The sequence below is a fragment of the Microbacterium sp. TNHR37B genome (genome assembly GCF_001620065.1).
GTDB lineage: Bacteria > Actinomycetota > Actinomycetes > Actinomycetales > Microbacteriaceae > Microbacterium.
Window position 1 is genome coordinate 278,329 of sequence record NZ_LQGV01000004.1, and the last position, 18,195, is coordinate 296,523.

15 protein-coding genes are annotated in these 18,195 nt (G+C 70.4%); 4 read left to right on the forward strand and 11 right to left on the reverse strand.

The features are described from left to right. Window positions 1-22 precede the first annotated feature (22 nt). Both AVP41_RS15495 and AVP41_RS15500 read left to right on the forward strand, forming a co-directional pair. Window positions 23-865 (forward strand): sulfurtransferase, encoded by an 843-nt coding sequence (locus AVP41_RS15495; RefSeq protein WP_067166729.1) that lies wholly within the window; start codon window positions 23-25, stop codon window positions 863-865. A gap of 148 nt (window positions 866-1,013) precedes the next feature. Next, on the forward strand, window positions 1,014-2,048 hold the full coding sequence (locus AVP41_RS15500) for a zinc-binding dehydrogenase (RefSeq protein ID WP_231902793.1): 1,035 nt from the start codon (window positions 1,014-1,016) through the stop codon (window positions 2,046-2,048). A gap of 19 nt (window positions 2,049-2,067) precedes the next feature. On the opposite strand, the gene AVP41_RS15505 is transcribed toward AVP41_RS15500, so the two are convergent. The 4 genes from AVP41_RS15505 to AVP41_RS15520 form a co-directional block, all read right to left on the reverse strand. After that, on the reverse strand, window positions 2,068-3,957 hold the full coding sequence (locus tag AVP41_RS15505) for a glycoside hydrolase family 127 protein (protein ID WP_067166732.1): 1,890 nt from the start codon (window positions 3,955-3,957) through the stop codon (window positions 2,068-2,070). 2 nt (window positions 3,958-3,959) lie between these two features. Further along, window positions 3,960-4,853, reverse strand: coding sequence for a carbohydrate ABC transporter permease (locus tag AVP41_RS15510; RefSeq protein WP_082829293.1), 894 nt, complete (start codon window positions 4,851-4,853; stop codon window positions 3,960-3,962). 3 nt (window positions 4,854-4,856) lie between these two features. Further along, window positions 4,857-5,765: a carbohydrate ABC transporter permease gene (locus AVP41_RS15515; protein ID WP_067166735.1), complete on the reverse strand. Its 909-nt coding sequence runs from the start codon at window positions 5,763-5,765 to the stop codon at window positions 4,857-4,859. A 61-nt stretch (window positions 5,766-5,826) separates the two neighbouring features. After that, window positions 5,827-7,119, reverse strand: a complete 1,293-nt coding sequence (locus AVP41_RS15520; RefSeq protein WP_067167250.1) for an ABC transporter substrate-binding protein — start codon at window positions 7,117-7,119, stop codon at window positions 5,827-5,829. Between the two features lie 156 nt (window positions 7,120-7,275). Here AVP41_RS15520 and AVP41_RS15525 point away from each other — a divergent pair, with 156 nt between their 5' ends. After that, on the forward strand, window positions 7,276-8,298 hold the full coding sequence (locus tag AVP41_RS15525) for a LacI family DNA-binding transcriptional regulator (protein WP_067166739.1): 1,023 nt from the start codon (window positions 7,276-7,278) through the stop codon (window positions 8,296-8,298). Window positions 8,299-8,431: 133 nt separating this feature from the next. On the opposite strand, the gene AVP41_RS15530 is transcribed toward AVP41_RS15525, so the two are convergent. From AVP41_RS15530 to AVP41_RS15560, 7 genes are all read right to left on the reverse strand, one after another. Further along, the gene (locus AVP41_RS15530; RefSeq protein ID WP_067166743.1) at window positions 8,432-9,277 is read right to left on the reverse strand and encodes an NAD-dependent epimerase/dehydratase family protein; all 846 of its coding nucleotides are present in this window, start codon (window positions 9,275-9,277) and stop codon (window positions 8,432-8,434) included. A gap of 40 nt (window positions 9,278-9,317) precedes the next feature. After that, a complete protein-coding gene (locus AVP41_RS15535) occupies window positions 9,318-10,331 on the reverse strand; it encodes a LacI family DNA-binding transcriptional regulator (RefSeq protein ID WP_067166747.1) in 1,014 nt (337 codons plus the stop codon). Continuing rightward, window positions 10,328-11,905, reverse strand: coding sequence for a sugar ABC transporter ATP-binding protein (locus AVP41_RS15540; RefSeq protein WP_067166751.1), 1,578 nt, complete (start codon window positions 11,903-11,905; stop codon window positions 10,328-10,330). The genes AVP41_RS15535 and AVP41_RS15540 overlap by 4 nt, the downstream gene beginning before the upstream one ends. Window positions 11,906-11,957: 52 nt before the next feature. Then, a complete protein-coding gene (locus AVP41_RS15545) occupies window positions 11,958-12,944 on the reverse strand; it encodes an ABC transporter permease subunit (RefSeq protein ID WP_157532545.1) in 987 nt (328 codons plus the stop codon). A gap of 41 nt (window positions 12,945-12,985) precedes the next feature. Further along, window positions 12,986-14,017, reverse strand: coding sequence for an ABC transporter permease (locus AVP41_RS15550; RefSeq protein WP_067166758.1), 1,032 nt, complete (start codon window positions 14,015-14,017; stop codon window positions 12,986-12,988). After that, window positions 14,014-15,618, reverse strand: coding sequence for a sugar ABC transporter ATP-binding protein (locus AVP41_RS15555; RefSeq protein WP_067166761.1), 1,605 nt, complete (start codon window positions 15,616-15,618; stop codon window positions 14,014-14,016). The genes AVP41_RS15550 and AVP41_RS15555 overlap by 4 nt, the downstream gene beginning before the upstream one ends. A gap of 70 nt (window positions 15,619-15,688) precedes the next feature. Then, entirely contained in the window at window positions 15,689-16,675 is a 987-nt protein-coding gene (locus AVP41_RS15560) for an ABC transporter substrate-binding protein (protein WP_067166764.1), read from the reverse strand. Window positions 16,676-16,953: 278 nt separating this feature from the next. Here AVP41_RS15560 and AVP41_RS15565 point away from each other — a divergent pair, with 278 nt between their 5' ends. Then, window positions 16,954-17,985: a LacI family DNA-binding transcriptional regulator gene (locus tag AVP41_RS15565; RefSeq protein WP_067166766.1), complete on the forward strand. Its 1,032-nt coding sequence runs from the start codon at window positions 16,954-16,956 to the stop codon at window positions 17,983-17,985. Window positions 17,986-18,195 lie beyond the last annotated feature (210 nt).

The following is an 18,195-nucleotide window of genomic DNA, read 5'->3' on the forward strand; positions in this document are numbered from 1 at the left end:
GCGGAGGGCGTAGCGTCGAGGCATGACCGCCCTCCTCGTCACTCCGGAAGAACTGGCTCGCGAGCTCGACGGCGACCGCCGTCCCGTTGTCCTCGACGTGCGCTGGCGCCTGGACGCCCCCGACGGCCGCGCCGCCTACGAGGACGGGCACATCCCGTCGGCGCTGTACGTGAGTCTCGACGACGACCTCGCCGCCCACGGGCTGCCCACCGACGGGCGCCACCCACTGCCGGATGCCGACGTCTTCGCGGACACGGTGCGGGGCTGGGGCATCGATGACGGCGACACCGTGGTGGTCTACGACGACTGGATGTCCTACGGCGCGGCGCGAGCCTGGTGGATGCTCCGGGATGCGGGCATCGACGCGCGCGTGCTCGACGGGGGATTGGCGGCGTGGCGCGCGGCGGGGCTGAGTCTCGAGTCCGGCCCGGGCCAAGTGCCGGCGCGAGGCACGGCGACGCTCCGCCCGGGCCAGCTGCCGCAGTTGTCGATGGACGACGCGGCCGCCCAGCCCGGCCGCGGGCTGCTCCTGGATGTGCGCGCGCCCGAGCGGTACCGCGGTGAGGTCGAGCCGATGGATCCGCGGGCCGGCCACATCCCGGGAGCCCTCAACGCTCCGACCGCCGACAGCATCGGTCCGGATGGCCGCTTGCGGGGTGCGGCCGAGCTGCGCGAGACCTTCGCTGGGCTCGTCGAGGCCCGCGGTGCCGACCCGTCGCAGCCGATCGGGGTGTACTGCGGATCGGGTGTCTCAGCATCCCACGCCGCCCTCGCGCTCACCGTCGCCGGATTCACCCCCGCGCTGTACGCCGGCTCGTGGAGCCAGTGGTCGAATCATCCCGACCGCCCCCTCGCCACCTCCTGACTCCCTCCTCCCTCCTCCCTCCCCTCCCTCCTCTTCTCTGGGCTCAGGTGGCGCAACACGCGGGAACCTCGCGCGCATAGCGGCGTGTTGCGCCACCTGAGCGGGATACGGCAGGGCGACAGTGACGGGGCGGGGGCAGACTGGAGGGATGAGAGCCGCGTACATGTACGGACCCGGGGACGTCCGGGTGATCGAGGTCCCCGACCCCGCGATCGAGGAGCCCACCGACGCCCTGCTGCGGACGGTCGTGGCCTGCGTGTGCGGCAGCGACCTGCATCCGTACCACTCCCTGCGACCCACCGAGACCGGTCAGTCGATGGGGCACGAGATGGTCGCGGTCGTCGAAGAGGTGGGGGCGGACGTGGCGACGGTCGCCCCGGGCGACGTCGTGATCGTGCCCTTCGTGTGGTCGTGCGGCGTGTGCGACTTCTGCCGGTCGGGCCTGCAGACCTCGTGCCGGATCGGCGGTCTCGGCGGTCCCCAGCACACCGGCGGCGCGCAGGCCGAGTACCGTCGCGCGCCGCTGGCCGACGGAACTCTCGTGCGCGTCGACGTCACCGAAGACGACGAGCGCATGCCGGGCCTCCTCACCCTCAGCGACGTCTACGGCACCGGCTGGCACGCCGCCGTCACCGGCGGGGTCTCCGCGGAGACCACCGTCACCGTCATCGGCGACGGCGCCGTGGGGCTCCTCGCGGTGCTCTCCGCGCGACAGCTCGGGGCCGAGCGCATCATCCTCATGGGCCGGCACGAGGCGCGCACCGACCTCGGCCGTCGCTACGGCGCGACCGACGTCGTCGCCGAGCGCGGCGAGGAGGGCGTGGACGCCGTACGGTCGCTGACCGGCGGCGACGGCACCCACGTCGTCATCGACGCGGTGGGTCACCTCCCCGCGTTCGAGCAGGCGATGGGCGTCGTGCGCGACGGAGGCCGGGTGAGCCGCGTCGGCGTTCCGCAGTACCGCACGGGTCCGATCGGTCGGGAGCAGTTCGTCCGCAACGTCACCGTCACCGGCGGCGTCGCGCCCGTCCGTGCCTGGACCGACCGGCTCCTCCCGGGCGTACTCGACGGCTCGGTGGACCCGGGTGCCGTCTTCGACACCGAGCTTCCGCTGTCCGAGGCCGCAGAGGGCTACCGGCTCATGGACGCGCGGGAGTCGCTGAAGGTGCTCCTGCGGCCCTGAGGAAGCCCGCGCGATCCGTTCACGAGACCGGCAGCCACACCCGCATCGTCGACGGTCCGCGTTCTGCCCACTCGTGGTACGGAATGAGCGCTGCCGGTGTCACAGCCTCGGTCGTCCGCGGGGCGCTCCGCCCGTACGGCCAAGGCGCGTCGGCAGCGCCGCGCGTGCGCACATCGACCCACACGCGTCCGTCGCGGTCGACGGGGTCACCGGCCACCGTCACGAGGCCGACGTCGTCCAGACCGTCGATGTCGGTCGACTCCAACGCGAGCACTTCGGGCCCCCGTTCGACGGCGATGCAGCCCCGCACCGCGTCGATCCGGGGATCGGCGTGGACCACTCGCGGGTGCATCGGCAGATCGAGCTCGATCACATCGCCGACCCGGAAGGAACGGTGGACGCTCACGAGCCCCGGAGCGGCGGCCTGCGTCTCTTCGCCGGGGACGCGCCACCGTGCTCCGTCGGCCCACGCGGGCACCCGGAGCCCGAGCGTCCACGCGCCCTCCGAGGCGATCACCTCGACACGCACTCGTCCCTCGGCCGGGTAGGCCGTCTCCACCCGCAGAGCGATCCTCCGGCCGTCGGCGAGGGTGGTGTCGATCTCGGCGGGAGCGTACTGGTGCACCTGGACGCCGTCCGCGTCGGCGGTCGCGACGTAGGCGGCCAGGCTCGCCATCGTGCGGGCGACGTTCGTCGGGCAGCACGACACGTCGAACCACGGTGCCCGCAGTGACGCCGACGCGCGGGGAGAAGTGGCCTCGGGATCGGCGGGCTGGCGCGCCACACGCTGGTGGAGAGTGTTCGCGTAGTAGAACGCACGGCCGTCGCGGCTGGGAGAGGTCGCCACGACGTTGTACAGCGTCCGCTCGATGAGGTCCGCGTACTGCTCGCCGCCGTCGGCCAGGAGCAGTCGCCACGCGAACATGATCGAGCCGATCCCGGCGCACGTCTCCGAGTAGGCGCGGTCCGGGGGGAGCTCGAAGTCGTCGCCGAAGGCCTCGTCCTGATGGTGCGAGCCCTGACCGCCCGTGACGTAGGTGCGCGTCGCGACGGTTCGGCGCCACTGCCGGCGGAGGGCCGCCAAGAGGCCGTCGTCGGCGTCCTCGACCGCCACGTCGACGGCGCCGGCGGCGAGGTAGTTGGCCCGCACGGCGTGACCACGCAGGACATCGGCCTCCCGCACCGGGATGTCGTCCTGGAAGTACGAGCGCCCCCACTCGATGTCGCGGAGGGTCTGGGTGCCGCGGCGCGCCACGAACAGGCGTGCCATCCGGGCGTAGTGCTCGGAGCCGGTCACGCGCGCCAGCTCCGCGAGGCCCACCTCGATCTCGGCATGACCGCACACCGATTCGATGCCGCCGTCGTCGAAGACCGTGCACACGAGGTCGGCCGCACGCCGCGCGACCGTCAGGAGGCCGTCGTCGGCGCCGGGGCGGGTGCGCTCCCGGGCGACCGCGGCTTGGAAGAGGTGTCCGAGGCAGTACAGCTCGTGGCCCCATTCCAGGTCGCTCCAGCGGGGAGGCTGACCGGGGCGCCCGAAGGCGGTGTTGAGGTAGCCGTCGGCCTCTTGCGCCGCCGCGACCCGGGCGACCGTCCGGCGCAGCCGCGCCTCGTGGGCAGGGTCGTCGCTGCGACCGATCTCCCACGCGAGCGCCTCGAGGAACTTGTAGACCTCGGAGTCGGCGAACTCCCGTCCGCGGCGGCCCTCGGGGAGGGTGCCTTCGGCCGCACGGTCGAAGTTGGGCAGCCACCCCTCCGACTCCAGCTTCGCCTCGATGTGCGGCAGCGTGGCGGCGGTGTTTGTCTGCTGGCGCTCGCCCCAGAAGCCGCCGGTGATGCGGACCTCGTCGAGGCCGAGCGGCCGGAGCTCTCCCCGTGAGGGAGCGACGGGAACGGAACGGATGGACATGTTCACCCCTTGAAGGCGCCGGACATGAAGCCGCGGACGTAGTGACGTTGGAGGACGAGGAAGAGCAGGATGCAGGGGAGGGCCAGCACGACGACGCCCGCTTCGGTCGCGCCGTAGTCGATGACGCCCTGCACCTGAACGCGGAGGTTGGAGACGGCCAGCGGAAGAGTCATCCGGTTGGTGTCGGTGATCAGGATGAGGGGCGCCATGAAGTCGTTCCAGGCGGCGAGGAAGGCAAACAGTCCCACCGTCACCATGCCCGGCTTGACCGCGGGGAGGAGGACCCGCCACAGGGCCTTCCACGTCGAGCAGCCGTCGACGAGGGCGGCCTCGTCGAGCTCGCGCGGGATGGACTCGAAAGAGATCCGCATCATGAACATCGAGAAAGGCAGCTGGAACATGGTGAGGACGATCGCGACGCCCACGAGCGAGTTGCTCAGCCCGACGCGGTTGAGGATGACGTAGAGCGGGATCAGCAGGGTCGCGTACGGCACCATCAGGATCGCGAGCGTCGTGAGGAACAGGGCGTTCTTGCCGGGGAAGCGGAACCGGGCAAACGCATACCCGCCCAGGAGCGACACCAGGAGGGTGAGCACGACGGTCAGCACCGAGACGAACAGCGAGTTGCCGAGGTATACCCAGACCCCGGCCTGGTAGTTCGCGAGTGCGATGTAGTTGCCGAAGCCCCACCCCTCGGGCTGGCTGGTGCCGGCGCGTCCCTGGACCGACGAGACCGCCGTCCACACGAGCGGGTAGAGGAAGAGGATGGCCAGCGCCGTCGTGAACAGCCACGAGGGCATGCCCACCACGGTACGCAGCAGCGGGCTGCGCCCGGGTCGCGGTCGGGGCTCTTCGACGCGGACGAGGTCGTCGGCGGCGGTGATCTGGGCGGTCATGGTTCAGCTCTCGTCGGGGCGGCGGAACGCGCGCAGCTGGAAGACGTTGATGACGATGAGGGCGAGCAGCACGATCACCGAGAGGGCGCCGGCGATGCCGAGGTGGTTCTGCCCTTGGAAGGCGACGTTGTAGATCAACTGCACGACGGTCATGGTGCTGTTGTCGGGGCCGCCCTTGGTGAGGATGTAGAACTGCTCGAAGGCCAGCAGCGATCCCGTGACGCACATGACGGTCGTGAGCGCGAACGTCGGGCGCAGGAGCGGCACCGTGACGTCGCGGAAGGTCTGCCATCTCGATGCGCCATCGATGCGGGCCGCCTCGTAGACGTCCTCGGGAATGCCCTGGAGCCCCACGAGCATCAGCAGCATGTAGAAGCCGGCGTAGCGCCAGACGATGAGGAAGACCGTCGACCACAGGGCGCCGTCGGGGGTGCCGAGGAAGGTGAATCCCCACGAGCGCATGAGGTCGGCGAACGGACCGGCGTAGGGGGAGTAGAGGACGTAGAACAGGAGCGACGCCGACGCGAGGCCGAGGGCGCTGGGGACGAGGAACGACGTGCGGAGGATCGACTTCCACCGGGTCGATTCCTGCACCAGCAGGGCGAGGCCCAGCCCGAGTCCGATCAGCAGGACGGTCGTGATCACGGTGTACTTCAGGGTGAACCAGATGGAGTCCCAGAAGAGGCGGTGCAGGACCGCCTTCTCGTAGTTCTCCGGGAGGTTCCACCCCTGGTCGCCGCCCAGCAGCGACCAGTCCGACGCCGACATCTGGAAGACCAGCAGCAGCGGGACGATGAAGACGAACAGGACGAACAGGGCGGTGGGCGCGGCGTAGGCCCAGCCCTGCAGCGCCTCGCGGCGCGAGCGTCGAGCGCTCTGCCGCGTGCGGGGCGGCGCCGTCTCAACGGACATGGGAGACCTTTCGGGAGGGGATGGGCCGGGTGGGTGCGCGGCGGCACCCACCCGGCGGCGATCACTGCTGGAGGATCGCGGTGATCTGGTCGTTGTCGGCGGCGACCGTGTCGGTGCCCTCCAGCACGGCATTGCGCACGAGGGTCAGCCAGGGGCTTCCCGGGGCGTTGAAGGCCTGCTGGAAGTTGAGGGCGACGGGGGTGTCTCCCTTGCCGGCGACCTCGTTGATCGTGACGAGGCGCGGGTCCTTCGCGGCGTACTCGTTGTTCGCGAAGTCCGCACGCGAGACCACGTCGTTGTTCTTGGCGAGCACGCCCACCTGGGCGTCCTCCGACATCATCCAGTTCAGGAAGTTCCACGCCTGGGCGGACTTCTTGGAGTCCTTCGAGACGCCGATGCCGTCACCGCCGACGAAGGTCGACGCCCCGCCCTTCGGTCCCGGGATTCCTGCGACGCCCACGTCGAACGGGGTGGAGGACAGGAGCGTGGCCGGGTAGAACATGAGGCCGACCTTGCCCTCGGTGAAGGCGGCCGTCCAGGTCGGTCCCGCCTCGTCCTGCGAGCTGGGGAGCACCGCGCCGGAGGTCCACAGATCACGCCAGGTGTCGTAGACGGACGTCGCGGTGTCGCTGGAGAGGAGGGAGGTCGCACCGCCGTCGCCGAGCACCTGCTCGCCGTCGGCCCAGATGCTCGGGAACCACGTGAACACGAGGCAGCCGCCGCAGTTGAGGCCCGTCGCCGTGCCGTAGACGCCGTCCTTGCCGAGTGCCTGGACCTTCTTGGCGGCCTCGGCGTACTCGGCGAGGTTGGCGGGCGCCTTCTCGGGATCCAGGCCCGCCTCGGCGAAGAGCTCCTTGTTCCAGAACATCATCGACAGGTCCAGCACGAAGGGCAGCACGTGCTCCTTGCCGTCGGCGGTGCCGGCTGCCAAGTGACCCTTGTTGATCTGGTCCTTGAAGTCGAGACCGTCGATCTGGGCGGAGATGTCCTGGAACAGGCCCTGCTTCACCCAGTTGGGGACATAGACGATGTCTGCGGCGAACAGATCCGGAAGGCCGTTGGACCCGGCTGCCGCGCCGACCTTGGCCACGTAGTCGTCGTTGGGGACGACCGTCAGCTCGACCTGGTTCTCGTGGCTCGCGTTGTAGGCCTCGACGAGGAGCTTCGCCTGCTTCTCGAGCGGAGCGCGGGTCCACAGCGTCAGCGTGGAACCGTCATCGACTCCTTCGGGGGAGATCGACTGCTGGGGTGCGGGCTGGTCGGTGCCGCCGGCGCAGCCGGCGAGACCCACGAGGGTCGTCGCGGCGAGAACGGCGGTCAACGCGCGCAGACCGCGGCGTCTGGGGGTGATCATGCTGAACTCCTCTTGCTCTTCGTTGAGCGGGGCCTGCTGCGGTGCCGGCACTCCCGCGGGGCTTCGAAATCTCCGAAAGCCTTTTCGGAAAGATATCCAGGGGTCTATGGTCGTGTCAAGGATCGTTTCCGATAACCTTTACGACGAGGGGGACACGTGAGTTCGGATGTGGAGGGTCGCACGGCGACCCTCAGCGACGTGGCCCGGCGGGCCGGGGTGTCGATCGCGACGGCTTCCAAGGCGCTCAACGGCCGGGAAGACGTCGCCGCCGCGACGCGCCGGCGGGTCGAGGCGGCCGCGACGGAGCTGGCGTTCGTGCCGAACCCCATGGCGCGGGGGCTCCTCGCCGGTCGCACCGGCACGGTGGGGCTGCTCACGAGCGACCTCGAAGGCCGCTTCATGCTCCCGATCCTCATGGGCGCCGAAGACGCCTTCGGAGCCGGCCAGGTCAACGTGTTCCTGTGCGACGCCCGCGGCGACGCGATCAGGGAGCAGCACCATCTCAAGGCGCTGCTCAGCCGCCGGGTCGACGGCATCATCGTCGTGGGGCGGCAGACGGATCCTCGTCCGTCGCTCGGGCAGGAGCTGCCGGTGCCGGTCGTGTACGCCTACGCCCCGTCCGACGACCCGCGCGACCTCTCGCTGACCCCGGACAACGAGGCGGGAGGCCGCATGGCCATCGAGCACCTCCTCGCCTGCGGGCGCACCCGTATCGCGCACATCTCGGGCGATCCGGCCTACGCCGCCGCGCAGGACCGGCTCGCGGGGGCGCAGGCCGCCCTCGCGGATGCCGGGCTGGAGCTGGTGGGCGATCCGATGTTCTCGGAGTGGTCCGAGCATTGGGGGCGCGACGCCGCCGCCCTGCTGCTGGACCGCCATCCCGAGATCGACGGCATCTTCTGCGGTTCCGATCAGCTCGCGCGCGGCGTGCTGGACACCGCTCGGGATCTCGGCCGCCGTGTGCCCGACGACCTCGCCGTCGTGGGCTATGACAACTGGGAAGTGCTCTCCACCGGTTCCCGTCCCGAGCTCACGAGCGTCGATGCCAACCTGCAGCAACTCGGACGACTCGCGGCCCAGCGCGTCTTCGACGCCATCGACGGGGTGGACACGGGGAGCGGCGTCAGCCACGTCCCCGTGCGCCTGGTCATCCGCGGGTCCACGATCGCCCGGCGCTGAGACCCCCGCGCCCGCGCTCGATCGGTCTCCGTCGAGCGCTGAGGTGTCACAAAGCGCTGCTACCCACGCGAGGTGGCATCGCTTTGTGACACCTCAGCGCGGGGAGCTCAGCGCGGGGGGAGGGGCAGACCGGTCAGACCTCGTCGCGCCACGAATGCGTCGGCCGGTAGCCGAGGAGTCGCTGCGCCTTCGCGGTGGAGAAGAGCGAGTCGTGCTCGCCGAGGTCGCCCCGCACCTCGACGCCGGGGAACACCTCGGCCACGAGCTCCGCGTTGGGCCGGGACATGACGGTGTCGGCGGCCGCGATGAGGAAGTGGTCGAATCCGGCCGGTGCCGTCTCCAGTGCCCGCCGGACCGCCTGCGCGCCGTCACGAGCATCGATGTAGCTCCAGAGGTTCCACTTGCGCCGGCGGGGGTCGGCGTCGAACGAGGGGAACTCCGCGTAGTCGGCGGGGATCATGACGTTGGAGAACCGCAGTGCCGTGATCGAGACCTCGGGGTGCCAGCGCACGAGCTCGACCGCCATCGTCTCCTCCAGGTGCTTGACGAGGGAGTACACCGACTCGGGCCGGGCCGGGTAGTCCTCGTCGACCGGGATGTAGGGCGGCGGCACATCGAAGGGGAGCCCCTGCACCGTCTCGCTCGAGGCGTAGACGATCCGCGTCATCCCGAGGCGGATCGCGGCCCAGAAGACGTGGAAGGTGCTGAGGATGTTGTTGCGGAAGGTCTCGACATCGGGCCGGATGCCGGGGGCGGGGATCGCGGCGAGGTGCACGAGGGCGTCGACACCGTCGTGACGGTCGCCGACCGCCGTGAGGGCGTCGATCACCTGCCCGTAATCGGTGAGATCGACCTGCACGAATCCCGCTCCGCGGGGGCCGACGGTGTCGAGGCCGATCACCTCGTGACCTGCCTCGGTGAGCTCTCGGACGACGACGGTTCCCAGCTTTCCGGACGACCCGGTGACGGCGATGCGCATACCCCCAGCCTGTCACCTCCGGTCGGGGAGCGACACCTCGTCAGGCGGGAGGGCGTGTCGACTCGCGCACGATGAGATGGGTGGCCAAGGGGGTGTCCTCGGTGAGCTGGTCGGGCTCCTCCACCGCGACCAGCACCTTCTGCATGATCAGCTCGCCGAGCGCCCGGAAGTCCTGTCGGACGGTCGTCAGGGGAGGAAGGAGGAAGGGAGCTTCCGGGACATCGTCGAAGCCGACGACACTCACGTCGTCCGGGACCTGTAGCCCGCGGCCGCGGAGGGCAGAGACGAGCCCGATCGCCATGTGGTCGTTCGCCGCGAAGACCGCCGATCCGGAGGTCACCTCCAGCGTCGTGCCGATCTCGTGCCCGCTCGCCGCCGACCAGTCCCCGTGCCGGGGGTCGACGGCGGGAAGTCCCCGTGCGGCCAGCTCATCGCGCCACCCGCGGATGCGCTCGAGCGCGTCGGGGTTGCTCGCCGGCCCCGCGAGGTGGTGGATGCGGGTGTGGCCGAGCTCCGCGAGGTGGCGGACAGCGGCACGCGCGCCCCGGTACTGGTCGATCGAGACGAGGTGGGGGTGTCGTCGCGGCGTCGCCGCCGCTGCGACCACGGGGAGACTCAGCTCCAATCCCCGCACGACCTCGAGCACGCCGATGTCGTTCACGATCAGGACGATGGCGTCCACCCGCTGGCGCAGGAGCCCCTCGATCGCGGTGCGCACCGCCACCGGATCCGGGCCGGGCGAGGTGACGGCATCGACGGAGTAGCGCTCGGCGCGTGCCGCGACGTTGAAGTGCATCGCGATCGATGCCGGCCCGAAGTCGGCGGTGTTGGGGGTGACGAGCCCGATCGTGCGGGTGCGGCGGGTGACGAGGGCTCGCGCGGCGGGCGACGGGCTGTAGCGGAGCTGGGCGATCGCCTGTTCCACCCGGGCCCGGGTGGCCGGGCGCACATTGGGGAGGTCGTTCAGCACGCGGGAGACCGTCTGGTGCGAGACCCCGGCCAGCCGCGCCACGTCGAAGATGTTCGCCGACTTCGCCCCGCGCTCTTCGCTCACGAGGCGTCCTCCGGCTGCACGACGAGGGCGAGGAGGGCATCGGGGGTCAGCTGCTCGGCGGGGATCGTGTCGACGATGCGCCCCGCCCGGAGCACGGCGATCCGGTGGGAGACCCGGAGCACCTCGTCGAGCTCGGCGGAGATGAAGACGACCGACAGGCCGTTGTCGGCGAGTTCCCCGACCAGCCGCTGGATCTCCACTTTGGCGCCCACATCGATCCCGCGGGTGGGCTCGTCGAGGACCAGCACGCGGGGGGAGAGCGCGAGAAGACGCGCCAGCAGCACCTTCTGCTGGTTGCCGCCGGAGAGCGTGCCGGCGAGTCGATCGGGGTCGGCGGGGCGGATGTCGAGCGCTTCGATCCAGCTCTGGGCGAGCTCGCGTCGCCGCGCGTTGCCGAGGCGGTGCACGATGCCACGCTCGGCCTGCAGCGCCAGGGTGATGTTGTCCTGGACGCTCAGGCCCCCGATGATGCCCTCGGTGCGCCGGTTCTCCGATGAGTAGACGACCCCCAGCGCGATGCCTCGTCGTGGCGAGGTCAGCTCGGCCGGCCGGCCGCCGACCGAGAGGGAGCCGGTGTCGAGGCGGTCGACGCCGGTGAGGGCGCGGGCGAGCTCCGTGCGGCCCGAGCCCAGGAGCCCGGCGAGGCCCAGCACTTCTCCTTCGGCGACGTGCACGTCGGCCTCGGCGATCCCGCGGCCCACCGCCGCGCGGGTGAGGCCGGTCGCATCCAAGACCGGCACCGCGGCGCCCGCGGGGGAGTCCGGTCGGTCGATGACGGTGAGCTCTTCGCTGGTGCGTCCGAGCATCTTCTCCACGAGCCCGACGCGGAGGAGCTCCGCGGGCACGTACTCTCCCACGAGGCGCCCGCCGCGCAGCACCGTGATGCGGTCGCTGACTTCGTAGACCTGATCGAGGAAGTGCGAGACGAACAGGATCGCGACACCGCGCTCGGTCAGCTCGCGCATGACGCGGAAGAGCTCGGCCACCTCGTCGAGATCGAGGCTCGAGGTGGGCTCGTCGAGCACCAGCACCCGGACATCGATCGAGGTGGCCCGGGCGATCGCGACCAGCTGCTGCACGGCGAGCGAGTGCGTTCCCAGCACCGACTGCGGGTCGATGTCCAGGCCCAGCACCTGGAGCGCCTCGGCCGCGCGGCGGTTCATCGTGCGCCAGTCCAGCGCGCCGAACCGGCGCGGTTCCCGTCCGAGGCAGATGTTCTCGGCCACCGTGAGGTTCGGAAGGAGATCGATCTCCTGGTACACCGTCCCGATCCCCGCCGCGATGGCGGCGGCGGGAGAGGCGAACCGCGTCTCCTCCCCGGCCACCCGGATGGTCCCCTCGTCGAGGGGGAGCACCCCGGTGAGCGCCTTGATGAGGGTGGACTTGCCCGCGCCGTTCTCGCCCATGAGCGAGTGGACTTCGCCCTGGAGCAGGCGGAAGTCCACGCCGTCCAGCACCGTCTCGGCGCCGAACCGCACCGTCGCTCCCGTGATCTCCACGACCGGGGAGGCGGACGCCGCGGGGCGCGGCGGAGCCGCGGGGGCGCCGTCGCCCTCCTGCGCTCGCGGATCCATGGAGACCATCATGCCCGGAGCCGGCGCCCCCGCGCGGGAGCGCCGGTCGCGATCACCGTCGGTTGGTCGCGGTCCGGGTCACGATCACGCGCTGCATGACCACGAACACGAGCAGGATCGCGCCGATGATGATGCGGGTCCAGGACTGTTCGGCGCCCAGGAACGAGATGACCGTCTTGATCGTGCCGTAGACGAACACGCCGATCATCGAGCCGAGGACGAAGCCGCTCCCGCCGGAGAGGAGGGTTCCGCCGATGACCACCGCGGCGATCGTGTCGAGCTCGGTGCCGACGCCGGTGAGAGGGTAGGCGGCGCCGGTGTAGGCGGTGAAGACGACACCCGCCAGGCCCGCGCACACGCCGCTGATGACGTACACGAGGAGCTTCGTGCGCACGACGGGAAGGCCCATGAGGCGCGCGGACTGCTCGTTGCCGCCGATCGCGTACACGGTGCGTCCGAACCGCGTGTACTGCAGCACGAGGATTCCCGTGAGCACCACGAGCAGGGCGATGATGCCGGTCGGGGTGATGTAGAAGGTGCCCGGTGCCGCCTGGAGGCGGGTCGACTGCAGCCAGAGGATTGCGGGGTCCTCGACCTTCACCGACGACAGGCTCACCATGAAGGCGAGACCGCGGGCGGCGAACATCGCCGCGAGCGAGGCGATGAAGGGCTGCACGTCGAAGAACTGCACGAGCACGCCGACCGCGAGCCCCATCCCCGCTCCCAGCACGATCATGACGGGGACGACGACGGCGGTGGGAAGCCCTTGGCTGAGAAGGCTCGCCCCCATCATCCCGGTGAAGGCCATGACCGCCCCGACCGACAGGTCGATGCCTCCGGTGAGGATGACGAACGTCATCCCGACGGCGAGGATCAGCAGGTAGGCGTTGTCGAGCAGGAGCGCGGACAGCACCCGCGGCGTGAGGAAGTTGCCGAAATAGGCCTGGGCGCCCACGAGCATCGCGATGAAGATCACGACGGCGGCGAACACGGGCAGCCACGAGGCGTGGCGCCGGCGGAAGCGGCGGACGACGTCCATCGCCCCCGTGGTCGGAGTCGCGGGAGCTGCGGTCAGGGTGCTCACGAGGCCACCGCCTTCGAGTCGGAGCGGGAGAGGGAGGGGATGAGCTTGCCGAGGTGTCCTCGCGTGCGGGGCGACTGCACCAGCACGACGACGACCACGACGATCGCGAGGAACAGCGGGCTCACGGCGGGCGGGACCCCGAGGAAGGTGATCGTCGATTTGAGGGTCTGGATCGTGAAGACTCCGACGACGGTGCCGGCGATGGAGAACTTCCCGCCCATGAGCGAGGTGCCGCCCAGGACGACGGCCAGGATCGCATCGAGCTCGATGTAGAGGCCGGCGGCGTTGGCGTCGGCGGCCATGATGTTGGAGCTGTAGAGGATGCCGGCGAACCCGGCGAGCAGCCCGCTGGCGGCGTACGCGCCCCAGATGATGCCGCGCGAGCGGACACCGGCGAGGCGGCTGGCCTCGGGGTTGATTCCGACCGCCTCGGTGAGGACGCCGAGGGCGGTTCGCCGTTCCAGGAGAGCCACGACGGCGATCGCGAACAGCGACACGTAGAACGCGAAGGGGAGTCCGAAGACATACCCCTGGGCCATGAACTTGTACGGCTCGCTGTTGATCGTGGTGATGAAGCCGCCGGTGATCAGCAGGGCCACCCCGCGTCCGGCGAGCATCAGGACCAGGGTCGCGATGATCGGCTGGATGCCCACGACCGCCACGAGGAACCCGTTCCACACCCCCAGGACGAGCGCGACGCCGACGCCGAGGAGGACCGCGATGATCACCGTCGGCAGTCCGTTCGGATCGTCCGACCCGGAGATGAAGGTGAGGGCCACGGCGCCGGAGACGGCCATGATGGCGCCGACGGAGAGGTCGATGCCGCGTGTGGCGATCACGATCGTCATCCCGAGGGCCACCAGCATGAGCGGCGCGCTGTTGCGGAGGATGTCGATGAGCGGGCCGTAGAGCTGTCCGTTCTGGACGGTGACGGAGATGAACGACGGTCGCGCGATCGTGTTGATGACGATCAGGGCGAGGAGGGCGACGATCGGCCAGAACAGCCGATGCGTGACGAGGGCTTTCATGCCGCGGACTCCGGGTTCTCGAGGGAGCGGGGGGTGTCGTCCCGAGACGGCGCCGTCTCGGAGGCGGGGGCGAGCGTGCTGGCGGTGGGCGACTCCTGTGCGATCACGTCCACGAGGTCGTCGACGTGGATGCCGGCCGAGTCGAGTTCGCTGATCTTACGACGGTCTCGCATCACGGCGATGCGCTGGGAGATGCGGACGACCTCTTCCAACTCCGACGAGATGAACACGACGGCCAGTCCCTGCGCCGACAGCTCGGCGACCTTGCGCTGGATGTCGGCCTTCGCGCCGACGTCGATGCCGCGGGTGGGCTCGTCGAGAATCAGCAGCTGCGGCGCCGTCGCGAGCCACCGCGCGAGGAGCACCTTCTGCTGGTTGCCGCCGGAGAGGTTCCGCAGCAGGGCGTGAGGGTTGGCCGGGCGGATGCCGAGCGCGGTGATGTACTCGTCGACGATCGCGTCCTGCTCCGCCTTGCCGATCTTGCGAAGCGCGCCCCGCTGCGCCTGCAGGCCCAGCACCATGTTCTCCGCGACGGTGAGGTCGCCGATGATGCCCTCCGCGCGGCGGTCCTCGGAGGAGAAGGCGATGCGGCGGTCGATCGCGGCGCGCGGCGTCGTGATGCGGGCCGGAGCGCCGCGCACCTCGGTCTCGCCGGTGTCGGCGCGGTCCGCGCCGTAGAGGAGGCGGACGAGCTCGGTGCGACCCGACCCCAGGAGCCCGGCGATCCCGACGACCTCGCCGTCGTAGACGTCGACGTCGACCGGTTCCAGGACGCCCTTCTTGCCGACTCCCACGGCGCGGAGGACGGGGGCGCCGGACCTGTCGATCTCGCGGTCGGCGGCGCGGGAGATCGCGTCGAGCTCGTCGAGCTCGCGGCCGATCATCTTCGCGATCAGCTCGCCGCGGGGAAGCTCGGCGGCCAGGTGCTCGCTCACGAGCCGGCCGTTGCGGAGCACGGTCAGCCGGTCGGAGATCTCATAGACCTGGTCGAGGAAGTGTGTGACGAACAGGATCGCCACGCCGCGGTCGCGGAGCTCGCGGACGACCGCGAACAGCTGCTCCACCTCTCCGCGGTCCAGGCTCGAGGTGGGCTCGTCGAGCACGAGCACGCTCGCGTCGGTGACCATCGCGCGGCTGATCGCGACGAGCTGCTGGAGCGCGATCGAATGCGTGCCGAGGATGGAGTGGGTGTCGATCTGGACGCCCAGAGACTGAAGGTGGCGCGCTGCTTCGCGGTGCGTCGCGCGCCAGTCGATGCCGCCCGCACGGCGCACCTCGTGCCCGAGCATGACGTTCTCGCCGACGGACAGGTTGGTGCAGAGGTTGACCTCCTGGTACACGGTGGAGATCCCGGCGGCCTGGGCATCGGCCGTGGAGCGGAAGACCCGCTTCTCTCCGCGCACCGTGATGGTGCCGGCGCTGACCCGGTAGACGCCGGTCAGCGCTTTGATGAGGGTGGACTTGCCGGCGCCGTTCTCGCCCATGAGGGTGTGGACCTCGCCCGCGCGGAGCGTGACGTCCACCCCGTCGAGGGCTTTGACTCCGGGGAACTCGACCGTGATCCCGCGCATCTCGACGACGGCGGGTGGGGTGTCGACCATGGGTGGCTTCCTTCTCGTGGGGCAGGGAGAGGGAGGGGGCCGGCGCACGGCCGGCCCCCTCGGGTCAGGATCAGTAGGGACGCGAGTCCAGGACTTCCTTCGCCTGTTCCTGCGTGAAGGACTGGTCCTCGACGATCGTCTTCTTCTCGACGGTCTTGCCGGCCAGCACGTCCTTGACGAGCTCGGCGGCCTTCTCGCCCAGGAGCGGGTTGCACTCCACGATGAAGTTGAACTCACCATTGGCCAGCGCCGTCATGCCGTCCTTGACGGCGTCGATCGTGACGATCTGGATGTCCTTGCCGGGGGTCAGACCCGCCGCCTTGATGGCGTCGAGGGCCCCGAGGCCCATGTCGTCGTTGTGCGCGAACAGCACATCGATGTCCTTGCCGTACTTCTGGAGGTAGCCCTCCATGACCTTCTTGCCGCCGTCGCGCGTGAAGTCACCGGTCTGCGAGTCGAGCACGTTGATGTCGGTGCCCTTGATCGCCTCTCCGAAGCCCGTCGCCCGGTCCAGGGCCGCCGAGGAGCCGGTGGTGCCCTCGAGGATCACGAGGTTCGCGCCCTTGCCGTCGAAGTTCTCCTTGACCCACTCGCCGGCGGTACGACCCTCCTGCTCGAAGTCGAGGCCGACCCACGAGGCGTAGAGGTCTTCGCTGGCCGAGACCGTGCGGTCTTCCAGGATCACCGGGATCTGCGCGTCCTGGGCCTCCTTGAGCACGTCGTCCCAGCCGTCGACCGTGATGGGGGCGATGACGATCGCGTCGACGCCCTGGTTGATGAAGCTGCGGACGGCGGCGATCTGCGCCTCCTGCTTATTGTCGGCCGCGTTGAAGACCAGGTCGAAGCCGTTCTCCTTGGAGAACGCTTCCTTCATCGACTCGGTGTTCGCCGAGCGCCAGCCCGACTCGGATCCGGTCTGCGCGAAGCCGACCTTGATGACGTCTCCGCCGTCTCCCGGCTCGCCGCTGGCGCCCGGGCTCGTGTTGCCGGCACAGCCGGTGAATGCCAGGGCCATGGCGCTGAGCAGCGCGGCTCCGGCGAGCATCTTCTTCTTCATCCCGCAAACCTCCTCGTTCGGGACCGACGTACGACGTCGGTGTCGTGAGTACAGACCTTCGGTGCGCCTGTGGTCGAAATGTTAGCCTTCACATTCCGACTCCGCGCAAGATGTGAGCGGTAACAAATCCGTAACGCTGGCGAATCGAGGGTCGCTTCGCCGCCTCCGTGAGGACGCGGTTAGCGCCGTGGGGTGAGCGATCACATTCTGTTGTCCCCCGCGACGCGCATCGGTCGGTAGACGCAGTGGCGAGCGCTACCCTGACTGCGGAGGGGGCCATGGATCGAGAGCTCGCGGGCCGGGATGTCGCCGGTCGCGCCGGGGTGCGCGTGGGGGTCCGCGACGTCGCCGCTCACGCCGGGGTGTCCACGCAGACCGTCTCCCGGGTCATCAACGACCACCCGCACATCCGTCCGGAGACGCGCGAACGCGTGCGCGCCGCCATGGCCGAGCTCGGCTACCGGGTCAACAACGCGGCCCGCTCCCTCGGCACGGCGACCACCCGCACGCTCGGGGTCATCGCCTCCGACGCGACCCTGTACGGACCCTCCGTCGGCATCGCTGCGCTGGCCGCGGCCGCGCGCGAGCGCGATCGCTGGATCGCCACGGCGTACGCCGATGCGGCTGACGAGGCATCGGTGCGCTCGGCGCTGGAGCACCTCCTCGCCCAGGGGGTGGACGGGGTGGTCGTCCTCGCGCCGCACGTGCGCACCCTCGAGATCACGCGGAACGCGGCCGGCGCCGTGCCGGTCGTGGCCCTTCACGCCGGCCCCGGCGCGCAGCGGCAGAGCGAGGGGGCGGAGCGGGCCGTGGACCACCTCGTGACGCTCGGTCATCGCCGGATCGGACGACTCTCCGGCCCCGCCGACTGGGTGGAGGCCACGGCGCGCGACGCTGGAGTGGAGCGCGCCTTCGTCCGGCACGGCCTCGCCGACGCGGGGCGCTGGCGGGGCGACTGGAGTGCGGCGGCGGGGGAGGCGGCGGCCGTCTCCGTCGCCGAGGTGGTCGGAGCGGACGGCGGACCGACCGCGATCGTCGTCGCCAACGACCAGATGGCGCTCGGGCTCGTGGCGGGTCTCGCCGCACGGGGCGTCTCGGTTCCCGCGGAGGTCAGTGTGGCCGGCTTTGACGACAACCCGGATGCCGCCTTCTACCGCCCCGCGCTGACGACCGTCCGGCTCGACCTCGCCGGCGAAGCACGCCGCGCCGTCTCGGCCGCCCTCGGCCTTCCGGTCGACGCCGACCCCGCCCCGCCGCAGCTCGTCGCCCGCGCCTCCACCGCCCCACCCCCTGATCCCTCTTCCCCCTGATCCCCTTCCCCTGATCCCCCTTCCCCCTGATCCCCTTCCCCTGATCCCCCTTCCCCCTGATCCCCTTCCCCTTCCCTCTCCTCCCGCGCCGGGCCGGGGCCCGGCCGGGTCGCTCAGGTGGCGCACTTCGTTGCTTCAGGCGGCGGGTGGCAGCAAGTTGTGCCACCTGAGCGCGAGGTGGCAGCAAGTTGTGCCACGTGAGCGACGGGA